Source organism: Sphingomonas sp. CFBP 13706, assembly GCF_014842355.1.
GTDB lineage: Bacteria > Pseudomonadota > Alphaproteobacteria > Sphingomonadales > Sphingomonadaceae > Sphingomonas > Sphingomonas aerolata.
Map to the genome: position 1 here is coordinate 89,708 of NZ_JACYVM010000002.1, position 20,348 is coordinate 110,055.

General features: G+C 67.8%; 18 protein-coding genes and 2 riboswitches. Of the genes, 7 read left to right on the forward strand and 11 right to left on the reverse strand.

All coding sequences use genetic code 11. The features are described from left to right. Positions 1-26: 26 nt before the first annotated feature. Positions 27-2,243 (forward strand): glycine--tRNA ligase subunit beta, encoded by a 2,217-nt coding sequence (gene glyS, locus IFS44_RS03820; RefSeq protein WP_192097592.1) that lies wholly within the window; start codon positions 27-29, stop codon positions 2,241-2,243. Between the two features lie 62 nt (positions 2,244-2,305). Next, positions 2,306-4,969, forward strand: coding sequence for a pyruvate, phosphate dikinase (ppdK, locus tag IFS44_RS03825; RefSeq protein ID WP_192097593.1), 2,664 nt, complete (start codon positions 2,306-2,308; stop codon positions 4,967-4,969). Between the two features lie 204 nt (positions 4,970-5,173). Here ppdK and IFS44_RS03830 read toward each other — a convergent pair whose 3' ends face one another. From IFS44_RS03830 to IFS44_RS03865, 8 genes are read right to left on the reverse strand one after another with little or no spacing between them, the layout of a single operon-like run. After that, positions 5,174-5,575, reverse strand: coding sequence for a hypothetical protein (locus IFS44_RS03830; protein ID WP_192097594.1), 402 nt, complete (start codon positions 5,573-5,575; stop codon positions 5,174-5,176). A gap of 54 nt (positions 5,576-5,629) precedes the next feature. After that, the gene (locus IFS44_RS03835; RefSeq protein WP_192097595.1) at positions 5,630-6,625 is read right to left on the reverse strand and encodes a type II secretion system F family protein; all 996 of its coding nucleotides are present in this window, start codon (positions 6,623-6,625) and stop codon (positions 5,630-5,632) included. 7 nt (positions 6,626-6,632) lie between these two features. Next, the gene (locus IFS44_RS03840) at positions 6,633-7,604 is read right to left on the reverse strand and encodes a type II secretion system F family protein (RefSeq protein WP_031441588.1); all 972 of its coding nucleotides are present in this window, start codon (positions 7,602-7,604) and stop codon (positions 6,633-6,635) included. Positions 7,605-7,657: 53 nt separating this feature from the next. Then, complete coding sequence (locus tag IFS44_RS03845; protein WP_107045336.1) at positions 7,658-8,950, reverse strand: AAA family ATPase; 1,293 nt, start codon at positions 8,948-8,950, stop codon at positions 7,658-7,660. After that, on the reverse strand, positions 8,950-9,585 hold the full coding sequence (locus IFS44_RS03850) for a CpaD family pilus assembly protein (protein ID WP_031441590.1): 636 nt from the start codon (positions 9,583-9,585) through the stop codon (positions 8,950-8,952). The genes IFS44_RS03845 and IFS44_RS03850 overlap by 1 nt, the downstream gene beginning before the upstream one ends. Before the next feature lie 35 nt (positions 9,586-9,620). After that, entirely contained in the window at positions 9,621-11,213 is a 1,593-nt protein-coding gene (locus tag IFS44_RS03855) for a type II and III secretion system protein family protein (RefSeq protein WP_244649917.1), read from the reverse strand. A 1-nt stretch (position 11,214) separates the two neighbouring features. Then, positions 11,215-12,270: a Flp pilus assembly protein CpaB gene (gene cpaB / locus IFS44_RS03860; RefSeq protein ID WP_192097597.1), complete on the reverse strand. Its 1,056-nt coding sequence runs from the start codon at positions 12,268-12,270 to the stop codon at positions 11,215-11,217. 49 nt (positions 12,271-12,319) lie between these two features. Next, positions 12,320-12,814: an A24 family peptidase gene (locus tag IFS44_RS03865; RefSeq protein ID WP_192097598.1), complete on the reverse strand. Its 495-nt coding sequence runs from the start codon at positions 12,812-12,814 to the stop codon at positions 12,320-12,322. A gap of 48 nt (positions 12,815-12,862) precedes the next feature. On the opposite strand from IFS44_RS03865, the gene IFS44_RS03870 reads away from it, so the two are divergent. Both IFS44_RS03870 and IFS44_RS03875 read left to right on the forward strand, forming a co-directional pair. Next, positions 12,863-13,879, forward strand: coding sequence for an alpha/beta fold hydrolase (locus IFS44_RS03870; RefSeq protein ID WP_192097599.1), 1,017 nt, complete (start codon positions 12,863-12,865; stop codon positions 13,877-13,879). Then, positions 13,876-14,967 (forward strand): NAD(P)/FAD-dependent oxidoreductase, encoded by a 1,092-nt coding sequence (locus tag IFS44_RS03875; protein WP_192097600.1) that lies wholly within the window; start codon positions 13,876-13,878, stop codon positions 14,965-14,967. The genes IFS44_RS03870 and IFS44_RS03875 overlap by 4 nt, the downstream gene beginning before the upstream one ends. On the opposite strand, the gene rnhA is transcribed toward IFS44_RS03875, so the two are convergent. Genes rnhA through ispH form a run of 3 tightly spaced genes read right to left on the reverse strand, consistent with a single transcriptional unit; the run spans position 14,964 to position 17,399 of the window. Beyond that, a complete protein-coding gene (rnhA, locus tag IFS44_RS03880; protein ID WP_414711881.1) occupies positions 14,964-15,440 on the reverse strand; it encodes a ribonuclease HI in 477 nt (158 codons plus the stop codon). The two genes, IFS44_RS03875 and rnhA, sit on opposite strands and share 4 nt — an antisense overlap. Beyond that, positions 15,437-16,387: a homoserine kinase gene (gene thrB, locus IFS44_RS03885; RefSeq protein WP_192097601.1), complete on the reverse strand. Its 951-nt coding sequence runs from the start codon at positions 16,385-16,387 to the stop codon at positions 15,437-15,439. Before thrB ends, rnhA begins: the two co-directional genes overlap by 4 nt. 1 nt (position 16,388) lies before the next feature. Beyond that, positions 16,389-17,399, reverse strand: coding sequence for a 4-hydroxy-3-methylbut-2-enyl diphosphate reductase (gene ispH / locus IFS44_RS03890; protein WP_192097602.1), 1,011 nt, complete (start codon positions 17,397-17,399; stop codon positions 16,389-16,391). 119 nt (positions 17,400-17,518) lie between these two features. Between ispH and IFS44_RS03895 the strand changes: the two genes are divergently transcribed. From IFS44_RS03895 to gcvH, 3 genes are all read left to right on the forward strand, one after another. Beyond that, a complete protein-coding gene (locus tag IFS44_RS03895; RefSeq protein WP_342366327.1) occupies positions 17,519-18,157 on the forward strand; it encodes a hypothetical protein in 639 nt (212 codons plus the stop codon). Positions 18,158-18,445: 288 nt separating this feature from the next. Beyond that, positions 18,446-18,564: riboswitch (glycine riboswitch) on the forward strand. Between the two features lies 1 nt (position 18,565). Further along, positions 18,566-18,669: riboswitch (glycine riboswitch) on the forward strand. 46 nt (positions 18,670-18,715) lie between these two features. Then, positions 18,716-19,963 carry a glycine cleavage system aminomethyltransferase GcvT gene (gene gcvT / locus IFS44_RS03900; protein ID WP_192097603.1) on the forward strand — a complete coding sequence of 416 codons (1,248 nt, stop codon included), beginning with the start codon at positions 18,716-18,718 and terminating at the stop codon, positions 19,961-19,963. Between the two features lies 1 nt (position 19,964). Further along, positions 19,965-20,336 carry a glycine cleavage system protein GcvH gene (gene gcvH / locus IFS44_RS03905; protein ID WP_192097604.1) on the forward strand — a complete coding sequence of 124 codons (372 nt, stop codon included), beginning with the start codon at positions 19,965-19,967 and terminating at the stop codon, positions 20,334-20,336. Positions 20,337-20,348: the final 12 nt, after the last annotated feature.

Below are 20,348 nucleotides of genomic sequence, written 5' to 3' on the forward strand. Positions count from 1 at the left end.
GTTTTTGCTCCGACCGGTGAGCCCGAATGACCGACTTCCTCCTGGAGCTCCGCTCCGAAGAAATTCCCGCCCGCATGCAGGCCAAGGCGCGTGAAGACCTTGCCAAGCTGTTCACCGCAGAACTCGCCAAGGCCGGGATCGCCACCAGCGCTATCGTCACCTACGCGACGCCGCGCCGGCTGGCGTTGATCGCGCGCGATCTGCCGATCGAGACTGCCGCGGTGTCCGAAGAGGTGAAGGGGCCAAAGACGTCGGCGCCCGCGCAGGCGCTCGAAGGGTTCCTGCGCAAGACCGGTCTCGCGCGCGAGCAACTGGTCGATCGCGGCGGCACGTTCTTCGCGGTCACCGAAAAGCCCGGCCGCGCCACCGCGGACGTGCTTGCCGAGGCGATCCCCGCAATCGTCCGCGCGTTTCCCTGGCCCAAGTCGATGCGCTGGGGCGATGCCTCTGCCAGCACCGAATCGCTGCGCTGGGTTCGCCCTTTGCAAGGTATCGTCGCGCTGCTCGGCGAGACGATCGTTCCGTTCGAGATCGCCGGCATCGTAAGCGGCGCTGCGACACTCGGCCACCGCTTCCACCACCCGTACCAGATCACGATCGGCGGCGCGCACGACTATGTCGAGAAGCTGCGCGCGTGCCACGTCATCGTCGACCAGGACGAGCGCGCGACGCTGATCCGCGATCATGCGCGCGAGGCTGCGATGCAGGCCGGGCTCGAACTGATCGAGGACGAGGGCCTCGTCGCCGAGAATGCCGGGCTCACCGAATGGCCGATCCCGCTGCTCGGCCGGTTCGATCCGACGTTTCTCGACGTACCGCCCGAGGTGATCCAGCTCACCGCGCGCGTGAACCAGAAATATTTCGTCTGCCGCAGCGCCGACGGGACTCTGGCGAACGCGTTCGTCTGTACCGCTAACATTGCCGCGCACGACGGCGGCGCGAAGATCGTCGAGGGCAACCGCAAGGTCCTCGCCGCGCGTCTGTCGGATGCGAAATTCTTCTACGACACCGACCTGAAGGTGCCGCTCGAAGAGCAGGCGGGGAAGCTCGAGAAGATCGTCTTCCACGAAAAGCTCGGCACGGTGGCGGACAAGGTCGACCGCATCGCCAAGCTCGCACGCTGGCTGGTCGAAGAGGGTATCGTCGGGGGTACGAGTTCGTCCTCCGCTACCTCTTCGTTCCCCGGCGAAGGCCGGGGCCCAGTTGAGAACGGCGCCTTGGCTGAGGCCGTCGCGTCGTCACAACAGCCTTCCCACCTGGACCCCGGCCTCCGCCGGGGAACAGAAGAAGTGCCCGAGGCGCGGGCGGAACTCGCTACCCTCGCCGAGCGCGCCGCGCGTCTCGCCAAGGCGGATCTCGTCACCGGCATGGTCGGCGAGTTTCCCGAATTGCAGGGCCTGATGGGCGGCTACTACGCCGCAGCCCAAGGCGAGCACCCCGCCGTCGCTGCCGCGATCCGCGACCATTACAAGCCGGTCGGGCAGGGCGATGATGTCCCGACTGACCCGGTGACGGTAGCGGTGTCGCTGGCGGACAAGCTGGATACGCTATTCTCGTTCTTTGCCGTGAAGCTATTTCCAACTGGCTCAAAAGACCCGTTCGCTTTGCGAAGGGCCGCTCTGGGTGTCTTGCGGACCATTCAAACGGCCAATCTCAAATTCAAGATCGACGCGGCAGCTCGCGCCTGGTCTGGGGAAGAGAACGCTGCGCTCGGTATAGTACTCTCCGACTTTCTGCATGATCGCCTCGGCGTTCAGCTGCGCGAAGCCGGCATCCGCTATGATTACGTCCAAGCTTCCACCGGTTGGAGCACTGGAAGCGACGACCGCATTGATCGGGTCGAAGCGCGGGCCAAAGCGCTCGCGAATTTTATATCGACCGAGGATGGGAAGAACCTGCTCGCCGGCTACAAGCGCGCGGCCAATATTCTGAAGAAGGAAGCCCCTTCTACTTCCCCTCTCCGCGTAGGGGAGAGGGAGCAGTATGCGCCCGAACCCGCAGAGGCCGCGCTCCAGTCCGCGCTCGACTCCTCGGAACCCCGCGCAACTGCAGCAATCGCGGCCGAAGACTTCGCCGCGGCGATGGCCGCGCTCGCGTCGCTGCGGGCGCCGATCGATGCGTTCTTTGATAGCGTTATCGTCAACGACCCTGATCCCGCCAAGCGCTCCGCCCGTCTCGCGCTACTTGAGCGTATTCGCGCCGCAGTGCACAACGTCGCGGACTTTTCGAAGATCGAGGGCTGACCGCCCCGCTTGCAAAGACAATCTCTGCCGCCTTGCGCGCAACAACACCTAGAGGACCTGCGATGACCCAATATGTGTACCGTTTCGGCGGCGGTGTTTCGGACGGCGGCAAGGGCGACAAGAACCTGCTCGGCGGCAAGGGCGCGAACCTCGCCGAGATGGCGTCGATCGGCCTGCCGGTGCCGCCGGGCTTCACGATCTCGACCGATTTCTGCGCGGTCTATTATGACGAGGGCGGCCAGTTCCCGCAGGGCCTGCGTGACGAGGTCGCCACCGGCCTCGCGCATATCGAGGGCGTGACCGGCAAGGTGTTCGGCGACGCCGCCGACCCGCTGCTCGTTTCGGTCCGCTCGGGTGCCCGCGCGTCGATGCCGGGGATGATGGACACCGTCCTCAACCTCGGGCTCAACGACGAGACGGTCGAGGGCCTTGCCGCCAAGGCCGAGGACGCGCGCTTTGCGTGGGACAGCTATCGCCGCTTCATCCAGATGTACGCCGACGTCGTCCTCGAGCTCGATCACGGCGCGTTCGAGGAAGCGCTCGAGATCGCCAAGGAAGATCAGGGCTTCACGCTCGACACCGAGCTGAGCGCGGACGACCTGCGCGCGCTGGTCACCGAATATAAGGGCCTCGTCGACAAGCTCTGGGGCAAGCCCTTCCCGCAGGACGTCCACGACCAGCTCTGGGGCGCGGTCGGTGCGGTGTTCGGCTCGTGGCAGTCGGAACGGGCGAAGGTCTATCGCCGGCTCAACGACATTCCCGCCAGCTGGGGCACTGCGGTCAACATCCAGGCGATGGTGTTCGGCAACATGGGCGACACGTCGGCGACCGGCGTCGCGTTCACGCGCGATCCGTCGAAGGGCGACCGCGCCTATTACGGCGAGTTCCTGATCAATGCGCAGGGCGAGGACGTCGTCGCGGGCATCCGCACCCCGCAATATCTGACCAAGGTCGCGCGCGAGGACGCCGGCGCCAAGGCCGCCTCGATGGAAGAGGCGATGCCCGAGGTGTACGGCCAGCTCGCGGGCGTGTTCGACACGCTCGAAAACCATTACCGCGACATGCAGGACATCGAGTTCACGGTCGAGAAGACCAAGCTCTGGATGCTCCAGACGCGCGCGGGCAAGCGCACCGCCAAGGCTGCGCTCAAGATCGCGGTCGACATGGCGAATGAGGGGCTGATCACGCGCGAGGAGGCGATCCTGCGCGTCGAGCCGATGGCGCTCGACCAGCTGCTCCACCCGACGCTCGATCCCAATGCCAAGCGCGACGTGCTGACCAAGGGGCTTCCCGCCTCGCCGGGCGCGGCCTCGGGCGCGGTGGTGTTTGATGCGGATGCGGCGGAGAAGAAGGCCGCCGACGGCGTCGCGGTGATCCTCGTCCGGACCGAAACCTCGCCCGACGACATTCATGGTATGCACGCGGCGCGCGGTATCCTGACCGCACGCGGCGGGATGACCAGCCATGCGGCGGTCGTCGCACGCGGCATGGGGCGCCCGTGCGTCTCGGGCGCGGGGACGCTGTCGATCGACACCAAGGCGAAGATCATGCGCTGCGGCGGCCGCGAGGTGAAGGAGGGCGACCTGCTCACGATCGACGGCAGCACCGGCGAGGTGATGATCGGCGCGGTCGCGACCGTGCAGCCCGAGCTGTCGGGTGATTTCGGCACGCTGATGACCTGGGCGGACGAGGTTCGTCGCCTCAAGGTCCGCGCCAATGCCGAGACGCCCGAGGATTGCCGGGTCGCGCGCGAGTTCGGCGCGGAAGGCGTCGGGCTGTGCCGCACCGAGCACATGTTCTTCGAGAGCAGCCGCATCACCAACGTCCGCCAGATGATCCTGGCGAGCGACGAGAAGGGCCGCCGCGCCGCGCTCGAGAAGCTGCTTCCAGAACAGCGCAAGGACTTCACCGAGATCCTCGAGGTGATGGCCGGGCTGCCGGTGACGATCCGCCTGCTCGATCCGCCGCTCCACGAATTCCTGCCGCACGAGGAGTCCGAATTCGCCGAAGTTGCGACCGCGGCGGGGATCGACGTCGACACGCTCAAGCGTCGCGCGGCGGAGTTGCACGAGTTCAACCCGATGCTCGGCCATCGCGGCTGCCGTCTCGGCGTGACCTATCCCGAGATCTACGAGATGCAGGCGCGCGCGATCTTCGAGGCGGCGGTCGACGTCGCGGAGAAGTCCGGCGCGGCCCCGATCCCCGAGGTCATGATCCCGCTGGTGGCGACCCGCCGCGAGCTGGAGCTGATGAAGGCGGTCGTCGACAAGGCGGCGCAGGCCGTGTTCGCCGACAAGGGCCGGACGATCGAATATCTGGTCGGCACGATGATCGAGCTGCCCCGCGCCGCGCTGCGGGCAGGGGAGATCGCGGAAGTCGGTGAGTTCTTCTCGTTCGGCACCAACGACCTGACGCAGACGACGCTGGGCGTCAGCCGCGACGACGCGGCCCGGTTCCTCGGTGCCTATGTCGAGCAGGGCATCTACGCGAAGGACCCGTTCGTCAGCATCGACGTCGAGGGCGTGGGTGAGCTGATCGAGATCGCCGCCGAGCGTGGTCGCAAGACGCGCTCGGGCATCAAGCTCGGCATCTGCGGCGAGCATGGCGGTGATCCGGCCAGCATCGCGTTCTGCGAGAAGGTCGGGCTCGATTACGTCTCGGCAAGCCCGTACCGCGTGCCGATCGCGCGGCTCGCTGCGGCGCAGGCGGCGCTCAACAAGGAATGAATAACCACCCCGGCGGAGGCCGGGACCCAGGTGGAATGTCCGGAGTAACTAGGACCCGTCCGCAGTTACCTAGCATTCTCATCTGGGCCCCGGCCTCCGCCAGGGTAGTGCAAAAGAGTGTTTCCCCGCGAAGGCGGGGATCCAGACTGGGCTCCCGCCTTCGCGGGAGAACAAAGTTTTGGGGGGACGGCGCCCCCCGAATCCTCACCGACGCTGGTTGAAGTCGAACCAGCCGCGCTTGGTGCCGTCGCTCGCATAGCCCGGTCGGCCCGTTGCATAGCCGTCCGAATAGGCCACATCCCGGTCCCGCGAGACGGGCGCCGCCGTCGTCCGTGCGACGGGCGCTGCCACGGGGGCCGCCACTCGCGCTGCGGCTGCCGCCTTTACCAATCGCGCATTCTCATGCTCGGCCTCGACCGCACGCTGTTCGGCGGCACTCGCGCGCAGGTCAGTCTCCTTGCGGGTCGCGCCATGCGCATCGCGCTCGGCAAGATAGCGCGCCTTCCACTTCTTGCCGCCGGGATGGCTGGCGAGGCCCAGCAGCCAGCCCGCGATCAGGACCAGCCCCAGTGCGGCGAACTGCGTCGGTGTGGAAAACAACGGCATCGTGAAAACCCTCCTGTTACGGGGGCTCAACGAACCGCTGCGGCTGGGGTTGCCTCAGCTCTTGAGCAACGCATCCGAGATCGAACAGGCCGCCGGCCCGAGGATGACGACGAACAGCACGGGCAGGATGAACAGGATCAGCGGCACGGTCATGATCGCCGGCAGCCGCGCGGCCTTTTCCTCGGCGCGCATCATCCGTTCGTTGCGAAATTCGTTCGACAGCACGCGCAGCGCGGAGGCGAGCGGCGTGCCGTATTTCTCGGTCTGGACCATCGTCGTGACGACGCCCTTCACCGCGTCGAGCTTGACCCGGCCGGCGAGATTCTCGAACGCGCTGCGCCGGTCGGTCAGGAAGCCCAGTTCGATCGCGGTCAGCGTGAATTCCTCGCCCAGTTCGGGATAGGCGCGGCCGAGTTCGCGCGCGACGCGGTGGAACGCCGCATCGATCGTCAGCCCCGCCTCCGCACAGATCACCAGCAGGTCGAGCGCGTCGGGCAGGCCCTTGCGGATCGCATCGGTGCGCTTGGTGATCTTGTTGTCGAGATACAGGTCGGGGGCCTTGTAGCTGAGGATGAAGCTGACCGCGACGAGACCGTATTTCTTGAGCGGGCTCCATGTCGCGAAGCCGTCCGTGCCATAGACCCAGATGACCATCGCGCCGCCGATCACGATCGGCAGGACGAGCCGGCCGAAGATCACCGCGGGCGCCCATTCCTTCGACCGGATCCCGGCCTGTGCCAGCTTGATCTGCACCGCCTTGACCTGGCTGTCCTGCAGGACCTTCATCGACGACAGCCAGCCGCGCATACGGTCCGCGGCATCATGGCGCTGCACGAGCTTGGCACGGCGCTTGGTCGAGGCGGTGATGCCCGCTTTAAGCTGTTCACGACGATCGTTGAGCGCCTTGACCCGCTTTGCCATCGGATCGCTGACCGTGGTGGCGGCATAAATCGCCACCATCACCGCGAAGGCGGCGACTCCCGACAGGATCGTCGCGACCCAAAGGACGTCGAATCCGAGCAGCATAGGTCCGGCGGTCTCACCCATCATCCTGCTCCTAAATCTCGAAGCTGATCATCTTGGACATGATGAACGACCCGATCGCCATCCAGCACAGCCCGCCCATGCCGATCACCATCAGCCGTTCGTCGATGAAGAACTTCTGCATGTACGTCCCGTTGATGAACCAGATCAGCCCGAACACGATGAACGGCAGCGCGCCGATGATATAGGCCGACGCCTTGGATTCGGACGACATCGCCTTGATCTTCAGCTTCATCTGCGCGCGCATCCGCAATACGTGGGCGAGATTGGCGAGCGTCTCGGCCAGATTGCCGCCGGTCTCGCGCTGGATCGCGATGGTGATGACGAAGAACTGGAATTCGGGCGTGCCGAGCCGGTCCGCGGTTTCCTGGAGCGCGACGTCCATCGTCCGGCCAATCTTCATCTTGTCGCTGACCGATCGGAATTCCTCGCCGACCGGACCATCGACCTCGGCGCCGACGACGCCGATCGTCTCGCTGATCGGCAGACCGGAGCGCAAGCCGCGTACCAGCAACTCGATCGCGTCGGGAAACTTCTGCGTAAACTTGGCCACCCGGCGCTTGAGGACCTTGCCGACCACCAGATGCGGGATGCCGATGCCGACGAACAGGCCGACGAACAGCGCGAGGAAGATCGGCATGCCACGCACCAGCATCAGGAACGCGACGACCAGCGTCAGCCCCGCGGTCGCCATGCCATATTGTCCGACGGTCCAGTCCTTGCCGGTCATCGCCAGCCGCTTGGCAAGCTCGGCACGGTTGGGCAGGAACCGCCCGACCGCCAGATCCATCCGCGTGTCGCCCGCCATCGCGATCCGCCGCATCTGCGCCTCGGGCATGGCAACGCCATCGCCGTGGCGCAGACGCAGCGACGCGACCCGGCGTGTCTGGGCGCGCCCGGTGGAGGGACCGGCAAAGGCGAACACCAGCAGGCCGAGCACGGTGCAGCCGCCCAGCGCGACCATGATGACGGGAAGCATGTCCATCGCCGCCTAGGCCCTCTGCGCCCGATCGGCGCGCATCCGCGACCCGCGCGGCGTCACGACTTGGTCGCCCGCTTGGCCATCAGCCCCTTCAGGTCGCTGAACTTGCCGAGCAGCGAGACGCCGCCCGACCGGCGGGGCGTCTTGGCGCTCGCAGCCTCCGTACCGGTGGCATCGACCGCGACCATCAGTTCGGTGACGAGCGCGACGATCGGCGCGATCGTCTTCGACGTCTTGCCGGCCTCGACGATCGGCTTGCCGAGCTTGGCGGCCTGCGCCGCGAGTTTCTGGTCGAACACCACGACATGATCGATCCGGCGCTCGATCGAGCCCTCGAAATCCTTGCGGCTGATCTCGAGCTGGCCGCCGGCATGCATCCGGTTGGCGAGCACGAGTACCCGCGTCTTCGGGGCGTTGGACTTCATCCACGACAGCAGGCGGATCGTGTCGCGCGCCGCCGCCAGCGTCAGGTCGGTGACGAGCACCGCGAGGTGGACCTCGCTGATCAAATGCGGATGCTGGACCAGCATACCGCGCGGCAGGTCGACGATGGTGCAGTCGAACGCCGCGCACATCTCCTCCTGCAGCTGGTAGAAGGCGGCGCCGTCAGTCATCAGCGGCGCGTTGATCGGCGCCTCCGCGCTCAGCACCGACAGCTTTTCCGACGCCTTGACCATCGCGCGCTCGATGAACAGCCCGTCGATCCGGCTCGGATTCTCGATCGCATCGGTCAGTCCGCGGCCCGGCTCGAGATCGAGCGACAGCGCGCCGGTGCCGAAATGCACGTCGAGATCGAGCAGCGCGGTCGCGCGCTGTTCCTTCTCCGCGATCAGCCAGGCGACCGACGTCGCGATCGTCGATGCGCCGACGCCGCCGCGCGTGCCGATGATCGCGATCGAGCATTGCGGACGCGCCGGGGCGTGTTCGACATGCTTGGGCGCGCTGAGCATCGCCTGCGCATGACCGAACGCCTCGCGCAGCATGTCGGGATGCAGCGGCTTGAGCAGATAGTCCTGGATCCCGCTGGCGACGAGATCGCGGTAGAGCCGGACATCGTTCACCTGACCCGCCGCGATCACCACCGTGCCGGGCTCGCACACTTCGGCCAGAGCATTGATGTCGTTGAGCGGATCGCCCGATTCGGCGAGGTCGACGAACAGGATCTGAGGGCTGGCGGACACCGACAGCGACTGGATCGCGTTGCGCAGGCCGCCCTTGCTGACCTTGTCGACCGACCAGCCGAGCTCGGCCGCGATCGGGCGCAGTGCCTCGGCGGTCGGTTCATCGCAGACATAGGCGGCAAAGGGTTCGCGGTGCGCGATGCCTGCCGGCTTCCACGGTGCGTTCATCACTTGCCCCCTGCGGTTTCGGACCGCAGCGCGTTGTTTGCGCCGGTCGGCACCGCGCGGCGATACACATCGATCGCCTTGAACGAGGAGGCCGGGTCATAGGTCTCGGCGTCGCCGGAGCCGCGGACGAGATCCTCGGGCCGCGCGACCATCGCCGCGAGGTTGCGGTTCATCGCGCACCCATAGTTGGACGACGTATGGCTGGCGATGTCGATGCTCGCGTCGCGCGACCAGTCGGGGCAGCCGGGGACGTCGGCGCGCATCCGCGTGACGACGATCCGGATCGCGCCGGGGCTGACCGGCGCCTGCGTGACCGGGGTGTCGGGGGACAGCAACAGGCCATAGCCCGCGACGACGTCGGCGATCTCGGCGCGCGCCATCGGTGCTTCGCCTGCAGGATCGTCGATCGCGACGCGGTCGCCATAGCCGACCCGCATCGTCGTCATCCAGCCCGCCAGCCGCCGCGCCTCACCCTGCGCCAGCGTGCCGCCGGCGGTGCCAAGGTCGAGCGCATAATTGGCGCGGCTCACGACCGGCTGGTGGACCGATTCGAGACCGCGATTCTCGGTTCCCATACAGCCGCCGAGCAGCAGCGCGGATCCGAGCGATAGCAGCAGGATCGGGTGTTTCGTCATCGTGCGAAGTCCTTGAAACATGGCGCGGCGCGGGATCAGTTGGAGAAGCCGGGCATCGGTGCGGCGCCCTTGTTCGTCTTCGGCTTGGTGCCCGTCTGGATGGCCGGCTGCTGCGGGTCGCGGGTCGGCACCGGGCCGATCGGCGCGGCAGCGCCGATCGCGGGGTTGGCATAGCCCATCGGCGCGACGCTCGGCACCGGTCGGCGCCCGCCCGTCGTTCCGCCGCCGAGATCGCCGAGCAGGACCCTACCGGCATCGGTCGGTGCCTTGTAGCCGTCGGTGGGCAGCGCGATGTCCGCCGGGTTGTTGACCGGCTTGACCAGATAGGGGGTGATGATCACCACCAGCTCGGTCTCGTTGCGCTGGAAGCTGTTCGACCGGAACAGCGCACCGATGATCGGCAGGCTCGCGAGCCCCGGCGTCTTGTCATAGGTGTTGTTGTGGTTGTTCGACAGCAGCCCGCTGATCATCATGCTCTGGCCCGAGCCGAGCTCGACCGTCGTCTCGGTCCGCCGCGTCGTCAGCCCCGGCACCCGCGTGCCGTTCAGCGTGACCGCATTGGAGTAATCGAGCTGCGACACTTCGGGGCGGACGCGAAGCGAGATGCGGCCGTCAGAGAGCACGGTCGGGGTGTAGGCCAAGCTGACGCCATATTGCTTATACTCGACCGACACCGTGCCCAGCGCCTGCGCGATCGGGATCGGCACTTCGCCGCCCGCGAGGAACGTCCCGGTCTCGCCCGACAGCGCGGTGAGGTTCGGGTTGGCGAGCGTGGAGACCTGTCCGGTCTGCTCGCCCAAATCGATCGCCGCGAGCAGATCGAGCCCGAGCAGGCGCCCGGCCATCCCGATCGTGGAGCCGGTGGTGGATTTGGCAGGGAAGCCGAACAGCGTGTTGCCGGGCAGCGCGCCGTTCGCGTCGATCGCCGTGCCGGGCACCCCGACGACTCCGGGGACCGTGGTGATCGTGCCTTGCCGCCCCTGCGCGATGTTGAACAGGAAATTGCCCGATCCGCGGCTGGTCAGGTTGACGCCGATCGTCTTGACGAAGCTGCGCGAAACCTCGGCGACGCGAACCTGCAGATTGACCTGCAGCGGCGTCGCGGTCTTGAGCCGCGACAGGACCTTGGTCGCATCGCCGACGAAGGCCTGGACCAGCCGTTCGGCCTCCGCTGCGTCCTCGGGCGCGGCGACCGTGCCGGTGAGCAGGACCAGCCCGTTCATCGGCGTCGCGACAACCTGCGCCTCGGGCATCGCCAGCCCGAGCATCTGCTGGATCGAATCGAGATTGTTGCCGACTCGGACGGTCGAGCTGTAGACGATCGCGCCGCCCTTGGCCGTCGCCGAGATCGTCGTCTCGCCGGTCTTCTTGCCGAAGATGTAGAGCTGGGTCGGCGAGCGGACCTGGACGTCGGCGATCGTGTCGTCGGCGACGAAGAGGTCGCTCATCGGCCGCGACAGCGTCACCAGCCGGCCACGCCCGGTATTGACCTGAACCAGCCCGGCGCGAGCGGCCGAGACCTGCGCCTGCGCGATGGCCGGCGCGGAGGGCGCGGTGCCTGCCGCGGCGAGCACCGCGGCGAACGACCAGCCGAGCGACGCCCGCATCCCTGTCATGCTCGTACGCATCTTACTTCCCCCCCACCGGAACGATGGTCATGCTGTTGCCGCGGGCGACCCGGACGACCGGGCCCGACGCGATCGCGCCCGAAGGGGCTCCCGCCGGCGCGCCGCCGGGTACGCCAGCCGGCATCATCATCTGTGCCGAGCCGCCCGGACCGCCGGACGCGACCGCCTTGCCCGGCACGGTGCTGCGCTGGTAGCGCGACACGTCCGCGCCGGTGACGTAGCTGCTCGCTCCCGACGAGGGCTGGCTCGCGAGACGCAGCAGCATCGCGCGCTCCGTCCTGGGATCCGACCCCGCGGGCACGCTCACGCTGCCCGACGCGATCGCGTCCTCGAGCTCGCCCGCATTGTCCGCGATCGAACGCAGCGACAGCGACAGCGTGCCCACCGTCTGCGCGACCGCGATCTCCTCGGCCATCTTGGGCGTCGTCTCGACCGTGACGGTCGAGAAGGTGCTGACGACGGTCTTGCCGTCGTCGCCGACCTTGTTGTCGGTGCGCTGGTCGGTCGCGAGCACGCGCACATTGCGCATGATCGTCTCCGATACCTTCAGCGGATCGCCGTCGCCGCCGCCCGCCACCGCCTGGGTCAGTACCAGATCGATCCGATCGCCCGGGAACACGAAGCCCGCGACCGACGCCTGTTCCGAGACGGGGACGGTCACCGCGCGCATGCCGGGCCCGAGCGCGGCCGCGAGGAAGCCGCGGTCGCCGGGCTTGACCAGCGCGCCCTGCGTCACCGGCTGACCCGCGGTGATCATGTTGCGCACCACGGTGCCCTGCAGCGCCTTCAGGTCGGTCTTGTCCTTCAGGTAATAGGCGTTGTCGACCAGCTCCTTGGGCCAGGGCTGGAACTTCAATGCGGTCGCGTCGAGGATCGTGCCGACCGGGAGCGCGCGGGTCGCGACCAGCACTTCCGGGCCGTCGATCACGGCGGGCTGCATCGCCACCGCGGTCGCCTGCGGGGCTGCGCTGCCCGCGATCAGCGTGCGGGCGAAGAAGGCCGTGGCCGCGGCCACGATCAACGCACCGACCAGCAATATGAGCTTGCGACTATCCATGACTCATCGTGCCTTTCGGGCGCCGTGTGATTGATCGAACATTAAGTATCTACCGCAGGGAGTTAAGGAGTGGTTCTTGAACCGCGACGAGCCCTGCAAAGGCGATCGCGATGCCGTAGGGCACCTCGATCGCGGCGTTTTCGACGCCCGAATCGGCGCGCCGCATGGCCAGCTTCCTTGCGATCAGCATCCCCGCGGTCAGCACGCCGCCCGCGATCGACATCACCATCAGCATCGCCATGAACGCGCCGAACGGCAGCCACAGCGACAGCGCGACGATCAGCTTGACGTCGCCGCCGCCCATCAGCCCGAAATGAAACGCGATGCAGAACAGCGCGAAGACCGTCGCGGCGATCCCGATCTGGATCGCCATGTCGGGCCAGGGTGACAGGCCGTTGGCCCACCACCACAAAGGCGCGAGCAGCACGATTGCGGCCGTCTTCGCATTGGCGATCTCCCGCGTCCGTGCGTCCTCGATCGCAGCGAGGACAAGCAGCCCGGCGAGCAGAAAAAGTAGAATTGGAAGAGTAAACGTCGACCCCATGCACTACATTTAGCGGGTATGGCTTTCGAAAAAGTAACTGTGTCGCCGATGTTTGATTCTGATCCGACCTCCGGGCCCGCCTCCGGTCCGGCCCGTCCGCATGCCCGCACCACCGTCGCACCGATCGTGCCAGCCGCGAGTCGGCGCGCGATTCCCGGCGATGCCCGCGTCAGTCGCTGGGTCGCGCCCGACGGCTGGAGCCTGAGGCGGTTCGACTGGCCGGCACCGAACGCGCGCGGACGCTTTCTCTTCCAGGCCGGTCGCGGCGACAGTTTCGAGAAATATCTCGAGACGATCGCGCATCTGCGCAGCGTCGGCTGGTCAGTGACCTCGCTCGACTGGCGCGGGCAGGGCGGGTCGGGGCGGCTGTCCCCCGACCCCTATGTCGGCCATGTCGACGACTTCGCGACCTACGATGCCGATCTCGCCGGCTTCTGGCATCAATGGCGCGGCGAAGGCGATGGCGGCATCCCGACGGCGATCCTTGGCCATTCGATGGGGGGGCTGATGGTGATGCGCGCGCTGACGGCGGGGACGATCGACCCGGCGGCGGCGATCCTTGTCGCACCGATGCTGGGACTGCGTTCACCGCTCGGCGCGCGGCTGAGCGGCCGGATCGCGCGCTACATGGCGCGGCGTGCGCCGATCCGCGCGGCCTGGCGCCAGAACGAGCGGCCCGGCCCCGTCGCTTCGCGCCAGCGTCTGCTCACCCACGACGCCGACCGCTATCACGACGAACGCTGGTGGCACGAGGCGCAGCCCGACCTGCAGCTCGGTCCGCCGAGCTGGACCTGGCTGTCCGAAGCATTTGCCGGGTCCGCCGCGCTCGCCTGCGATCCGCGCGTCGAGACGATCGCGACGCCGGTACTGATGCTGCTCGCGGATGCCGACAAGCTGGTCGATCCGCATGCGGCGGTCCGGATCGTCGAGCGGCTGCGCGACGCGCGGCTGGTGCGGTTCGGTCCTGAATCGGCGCATGAGATCCTGCGCGAATCGGATGCCGTACGTGACCGTGCGCTCGCCGCTCTCGACGCGTTTCTCGACGACACGGTGCCGCGCCGATGAAAGTCTACGACGTCGCGATCGTCGGCGCGGGAATGGCCGGCGTCAGCCTCGCCGCGATGCTCGCGCCGCATGCGCGCGTGCTGCTGCTCGAGGCGGAGGACATGCCGGGCTACCACGCGACGGGGCGGTCCGCGGCCTTCTGGTCGGAAACCTATGGTGGCCCCGACATCCAGCCGCTGACGACCGCGTCGGGCCCGGTGCTCAGGGCCGGCGGGCATCTTCAGCCGCTGGGTTCGCTCCATATCGGCCGTACGCAGGACGCGCCGGCGATCGACCGGTTCCTCGCCGAGTTCGCCGACAGCGATGTGCAGCTCGACCGGGTCGATCCCGCGGCGTTCCTCCCCGGGCTGCGCCCCGACTGGACGCTCGGCGTGCACGAGCCGAGCTGCGCCTATATCGACGTCGCCGGACTGCACGCGCTCGACCTGGCGACCGCGCGGCGGGACGGCGCGGATCTCGTCACCGGCGCCGCACTGCAGGCCGCCCGGCGCGACTCGGGGCAGTGGAGCATCGATACGCCCGCGGGGACGTTTCGCGCCGCCGTGCTGGTCAATGCGGCGGGGGCCTGGGCCGATAGCGTCGCGCGATGCGCGGGCGTGGCACCAATCGGACTTCAGCCCTACCGGCGGACGATGGTCCAGTTGCGTACCGATCCCGCAGCCGCGGCGGGCATGCCGCATGTTGCCGACATTTCGGGCGGCTTCTATTTTAAGCCCGAACCCGGCGCGCGGCTCTGGCTGAGCCCGCATGACGAGACGCCGACCGACCCCTGCGATGCCGCGCCCGAGGAGATCGACGTCGCGATCGCGATCGACCGGCTCGAACAGGCGGTCGACTGGCGTGTCACGCACGTCGAGCGGCGCTGGGCCGGCCTGCGGACCTTCGCGCCCGACCGACTGCCAGTCTATGGTTTCGGCCCGAGCGAACCCGGCTTCTTCTGGTGCGCGGGGCAGGGCGGCTTCGGCATCCAGACCGCACCGGCGGCGGCGCGTCTTGCGGCCGCTTTGCTGCTCGGGACGTCGCCTGATCCTGCGGTGGCGGGGATCGATCCGCACCGCTATTCGCCCCGCCGCTTCGTGTCAGCCTAGCGGCGGCCGGGCGTCATCGCCGCGATCGCGGCGTTGCTGGCCAGCGTGTCGGCGCGTTCGTTCTCGGGGTGGCCGGCATGGCCCTTGACCCATTGCCACTCGATCTTGTGCCGCGCGACCGCGGCGAGCAGCGCGTGCCACAGCTCGGCATTCTTCACCGGCTTCTTGTCTGCGGTCCTCCAGCCGTTGCGCTGCCAGCCCTTCACCCATTTGGTCAGGCCATCCATCACATATTTGCTGTCGGTGTACAGCGTGACCGCGCAGGGCCGGGTAAGGATGTTGAGCGCCTCGATTGCCGCAGTCATCTCCATCCGGTTGTTGGTCGTCTGCGGCTCGCCGCCCGACAATTCCTTCTCGTGCGCGCCCATCCGGATCACCGCGCCCCAGCCGCCCGGTCCCGGATTCCCCTTGCAGGCACCATCGGTATAGATCTCGACCTTGGTCATCATTGTCGCGGCAGCGTCGTCGGTCATGTGAACAGGTCGTCCTTGAGATAGGCTTCGAGCCGCCGCCAATAGGCGAGCGGATCCTTGCGCGTCACCAGCGCATCGGCCGGCGTGTTGACCCAGTCCCAGGCGCGCGTCAGCAGGAAGCGCAGGCAGGCGCCCTGCGCGAGGATCGGCAGTGCGGCGCGCTCCGCCTCGGACAGCGCGAACCGGCTTTCATAGCCCGCGATCAGCGCCGCGCCGATCGCGGGATCGTAACGCTCGCCGGTCGCGTCGAATGCCCAGGCGCTGTGCATCACCGCCAGGTCATAGGCGCGGATGTCGGTGCAGGCGAAATAGAAGTCGATCACCCCGGTCACGCGGTCGCCGAGCATCAGGACATTGTCGGGGAACAGGTCCGTATGGATCGCCGCCACCGGCAGGTCGCGCGGCCACTGGGCCAGCACCCGCGCCAGTGCCGCCTCGATCCGTGCAAACAGCCCGGGCGCGATCGTGTCGATCCCCGCACCGCACCGCTCGAGCAGCGGGCGCCAGGTGTCGGCGCCCAGCGGGTTGGCGCGGGTCGGTGCGAAGTCCGCCAGCCCGGCATGGAGCTGGCCCATCGCCGTGCCGGCCGCCCGTGCCTGCGCGGGTGTCGGGTGCGACACCGACACGCCGGTCAGGAACTCGATCAGACAGGCCGAGCGCCCGGCGAGCTGCTGGATCGCGGTACCGTCGCGATCGGGCAGCGCGCGCGGCACCGGATTGCCCGCCGCCGCCAGATGATCGAGCATCGCGAGGAAGAAGGGCAGGTCGTCGGTCGACGTCCATTCCTCGTACAGCGTCAGGATGAACCGGTCCGCGGTGGTCTCGACGAGGTAGTTGCTGTTCTGCACCCCCTCGGCGATCCCCTTGGCGGAGACCAGCGCACCCTGGTCGTACCGCGCGAGGAACGTTCCGAGCGCCTCGGCCGAGACCTGCGTATAGACCGCCATGCTAGGCGGCGGCTTCGAGCCCGCGGGGCAGCTTGAAGGCGATCGTCTCGCGCGTCGTCTCGACCTCTCGCTCGGACACCTCGAACCGCTCGGCGAGGCGCGTGACGAGTTCGCGGACCAGCAGCTCGGGCGCGGACGCGCCTGCGGTGATGCCGAGCGTGCCGACTCCGGCAAGGAAATCCCAGTCGAGCTCGCTGGCGCGCTGGATCAGCATCGCCGGCGTGCCTTCGCGCTGCGCGACCTCGACCAGCCGCACCGAATTGGACGAATTGGGCGCGCCGATCACCAGCATCGCGTCACACCCATGCGCGATCGCCTTGACCGCGGCCTGGCGGTTCGAGGTCGCGTAGCAGATGTCCTCGCCACGCGGCGGCAGCATCTCGGGGAAGCGTCGCTGCAGCGTCGCGACGACCGCCGCGGTGTCGTCGACCGACAGCGTGGTCTGCGTCAGGAAGGCGAGATTGGCGGGGTCGACCGGCGCGAAGACTTCCGCATCCTCGACCGTTTCGATCAGCGACATCGCGCCCTCGGGCACCTGGCCGAAGGTGCCGATAACCTCGGGATGGCCGGCATGGCCGATGAACACGATGTGCCGCCCCTGCGCGACCAGCCGCTCGGCCTGGCGATGGACCTTCGAGACCAGCGGGCAGGTCGCATCGAGATATTCGAGCCCGCGTGCCTGTGCGTCGAGCGGCACCGACTTGGGGACGCCGTGCGCGGAGAACACCACCGGTGCATCGTCGGGCACCTCGCTCAGATCCTCGACGAACACCGCGCCCTGCGCCTTCAGCGTGTCGACGACGAACTTGTTGTGGACGATCTCGTGGCGGACATAGACCGGCGCGCCGTGCTTCTCGATCGCCAGCTCGACAATGCGGATCGCGCGGTCGACGCCGGCGCAGAAGCCGCGCGGCGCCGCGATCAGCAGTTCGAGCGCGGGTTTGTCGCCGCGCACGGCCGGCTCAGCGAGCGAGGTTGCGGGGGTTGCGATGGGCTCTGGGGGGATGCTCATAGTCGTCGGGCTCTACGCGATTGCTTGCCTGGACGAAAGCCGGTTCCTATGGTGCGCGGTGACAGGGGCCGGTGCGGTTGCGCAGGCCCTTTCGCTCGTTCGAGAAGGTACGCGTCCCCGTGAAAGCCCCCATCCTTGCCGTTTCGATCCTCGCGCTCGCCCTGGGCGGTTGCGCTTCCAAGGGAGAGATCGACGCGACCGGCGGCATCTCCGCGATCCGCACAGCGTGCCCGACCGTCGCGGTGCCCGCCGCGACCGGCGACATCACCGTGTTCGACCCCGTCACCAGCCGCGACCAGTCGGCGATCGACGTCACCGCGCTGATGACCAATGTCCGCTCGACCTGCGTCGACGCGAACGACCCGATCCTGACGAATGTGACGTTCACCGTCCAGGCGCGACGCGCGCGGGCCGATGCGGCGCGCGACGTCGTGCTGCCCTATTTCGTGACCGTGGTGCGCGGCGGCAGCGCGGTCGTGGCCAAGCGCGTCGGCCGTGTGACGCTGCACTTCGATGCAGGCCAGCTGCGGGCGGAGGCGAATGCGCAGGGTACGGCAACGATCACGCGCGCTGCGGCGACGCTGTCGGCGGACGTGCGCGAGAAGCTGACGCGCAAGCGCAAGGCCGGTGACGAGGATGCGGCGGTCGATCCGCTGAGCACGCCCGAGGTGCGGCAGGCGGTGCTGCGCGCCAGCTTCGAGACGCTGGTCGGGTTCCAGCTGACCGCCGAGCAGCTGAAGTACAACGCGACCCGCTGAGTCGCCTTCTTAAACCGGGGCGGGCATCCGGTGATGGGGTGACAACCTTCCATGTCATCCCCGCGCAGGCGGGGATCCATATTGGCGACCGCCGATGACGGAGCGTTGACGGTATAGGATATGGGTCCCCGCCTCCGCGGGGATGACGACGGGTACGGGCGTCCTTCGGGTCGCAACTTGACGTCAGTCACGAATTTCACGTCTCGCAGGGGCCCGATCGACCAAGCCCGATTGACTAAGATTGTGCGGCGCGGCACAGCTTGACGCGTCGATGCCGGGCAACCGGCATGGCACCGCGCGGGAGAGCGTTTCCTGGTCCTTTTAGGATCGGCCCTGAAAGGGGCAGGGGGCCGCCGAAGGAGCAACCACCCCGGAATCTCTCAGGCACCAGAGACCGCGCGGGGCTGATCGACACTCTGGAAAGCGTCCTGGCTCCGTGCCGAGGGCCACCGAAGGGGTAAGCCGCCAATCAGGCGGTGAAAGCTCTCAGGTTCCGTGACAGAGGGGGTCGGATCGCAGCACCACAGGGTGCCGCGCGCCCCTTCGACGGAGACCGACATGAGCGACGCCGACATTCGAGACTATGCGAGCATCATCGACGAGGCCGACGATTACGTCGAGCCCGAGGTGCTGCCATTGCCGCTCGACGCGTGGCACCGTGCGAACGGCGCACGGATGGTCGAATTCGCCGGCTATCAGATGCCGATCCAGTATGACGGCATCATGGCCGAACACGCCTGGACGCGCGAGTCGGCCGGCCTGTTCGACGTCAGCCACATGGGCCAGCTCGTCTTCTCGGGCGAAGGCGTCGCGAGCGCGCTCGAAACCGTGCTGCCGGGCGACATCGCTGGGCTTGGCGAGGGCAAGATGCGCTATTCGCTGCTGCTCGCGCAGGATGGCGGCATCCTCGACGACCTGATGGCGACGCGCCTGCCCGACGATCAGCCCTCGCCCTTCTCGGCGCAGGACGTCGAGCCCGAGGCGTACGACCCGCTCCACCCGTCGCCGACCGCGAGCGGCAGCTTCTACGTCGTCGTCAACGGCGCGACCAAATATGACGATGTCAGCTATCTGATCGAGCATCTGCCCGACGACGTCACGATCAACATCCTCGAGGATCAGGCGCTGCTCGCGGTGCAGGGCCCCAAGGCGGTTGACGCGGTCGCGCGGATCGTCCCCGGGATCGACGGCCTCGTGTTCATGACCGCGGGCGCGTTCCACTGGAACGACGTGCCGCTCTGGATCAGCCGATCGGGCTACACCGGCGAGGACGGCGTCGAGATCTCGCTCCCCGCCGAGCATGCCGTCGCGTTCGCCGACGCGCTGCTCGCACTGCCCGAGATCAAGCCGATCGGCCTTGGCGCACGCGATTCGCTGCGTCTCGAAGCCGGTTTGCCGCTCTACGGCCACGATCTCGATCCCGAAACCACGCCAGTGATGGCCGATCTCGGCTTTGCGCTGTCGAAGCGCCGCCGTGAGGCCGCCGACTTCCCCGGCGCCCAGCGTATCCTCTCGCAGCGCGAGAATGGCACCGCCACCAAGCGCGTCGGCCTGATCGTCGAGGGCCGCCAGCCCGCGCGCGAAGGGTCCGAGGTGATCGACGACACCGGCGCGACGATCGGCCGCCTCACCAGCGGGGGCTTCGCGCCGACGCTCGGGAAGCCGATCGCGATGGCCTATGTGCCGCTCGCGCTGGCGACGCCGGGCACCCGCATCGAGATCGCACAGCGCGGCAAGGTCCACAGCGCGACCGTCACCGCAATGCCCTTCATTCCCCACCGCTACGTCCGCGCAGGAGCCAAGTGATATGAGCCGTTATTTTACGCAGGATCATGAGTGGGTCGATGTCGACGGTGACGTCGGCACGGTCGGCATCAGCGAGTACGCGCAGAGCCAGCTTGGCGACGTCGTGTTCGTCGAGGTTCCCGAGGCCGGCAAGCAGCTGACCAAGGGCGCCGATGCCGCGGTCGTCGAATCGGTCAAGGCCGCGTCGGACGTCTATTCGCCGGTGTCGGGCATTGTCATCGAGGGCAACGCCGCGCTCGCCGACGATTCGAGCCTGGTGAATTCGGACGCCGAAGCTGCCGGCTGGTTCTTCAAGCTGACGCTCAGCGATCCGAGCGAGCTCGACAGCCTGATGGACGAAGCTGCCTACGCGGCGTTCGTCGAAGGGCTTTAATTCGTCAAAGCC

Coding starts and splice junctions, on each gene's coding strand:
- IFS44_RS03870 (WP_192097599.1), top strand. CDS start 12,863: ATGTTTGATTCTGATCCGACCTCCGGGCCCGCCTCCGGTCCGGCCCGT.
- IFS44_RS03875 (WP_192097600.1), top strand. CDS start 13,876: ATGAAAGTCTACGACGTCGCGATCGTCGGCGCGGGAATGGCCGGCGTC.
- IFS44_RS03830 (WP_192097594.1), bottom strand. CDS start 5,575: ATGCCGTTGTTTTCCACACCGACGCAGTTCGCCGCACTGGGGCTGGTC.
- IFS44_RS03865 (WP_192097598.1), bottom strand. CDS start 12,814: ATGGGGTCGACGTTTACTCTTCCAATTCTACTTTTTCTGCTCGCCGGG.
- glyS (WP_192097592.1), top strand. CDS start 27: ATGACCGACTTCCTCCTGGAGCTCCGCTCCGAAGAAATTCCCGCCCGC.
- gcvH (WP_192097604.1), top strand. CDS start 19,965: ATGAGCCGTTATTTTACGCAGGATCATGAGTGGGTCGATGTCGACGGT.
- gcvT (WP_192097603.1), top strand. CDS start 18,716: ATGAGCGACGCCGACATTCGAGACTATGCGAGCATCATCGACGAGGCC.
- IFS44_RS03840 (WP_031441588.1), bottom strand. CDS start 7,604: ATGGACATGCTTCCCGTCATCATGGTCGCGCTGGGCGGCTGCACCGTG.
- IFS44_RS03835 (WP_192097595.1), bottom strand. CDS start 6,625: ATGATGGGTGAGACCGCCGGACCTATGCTGCTCGGATTCGACGTCCTT.
- IFS44_RS03850 (WP_031441590.1), bottom strand. CDS start 9,585: ATGACGAAACACCCGATCCTGCTGCTATCGCTCGGATCCGCGCTGCTG.
- ppdK (WP_192097593.1), top strand. CDS start 2,306: ATGACCCAATATGTGTACCGTTTCGGCGGCGGTGTTTCGGACGGCGGC.
- thrB (WP_192097601.1), bottom strand. CDS start 16,387: ATGGCGGTCTATACGCAGGTCTCGGCCGAGGCGCTCGGAACGTTCCTC.
- cpaB (WP_192097597.1), bottom strand. CDS start 12,270: ATGGATAGTCGCAAGCTCATATTGCTGGTCGGTGCGTTGATCGTGGCC.
- IFS44_RS03855 (WP_244649917.1), bottom strand. CDS start 11,213: ATGCGTACGAGCATGACAGGGATGCGGGCGTCGCTCGGCTGGTCGTTC.
- ispH (WP_192097602.1), bottom strand. CDS start 17,399: ATGAGCATCCCCCCAGAGCCCATCGCAACCCCCGCAACCTCGCTCGCT.
- rnhA (WP_414711881.1), bottom strand. CDS start 15,440: ATGACCGACGACGCTGCCGCGACAATGATGACCAAGGTCGAGATCTAT.
- IFS44_RS03845 (WP_107045336.1), bottom strand. CDS start 8,950: ATGAACGCACCGTGGAAGCCGGCAGGCATCGCGCACCGCGAACCCTTT.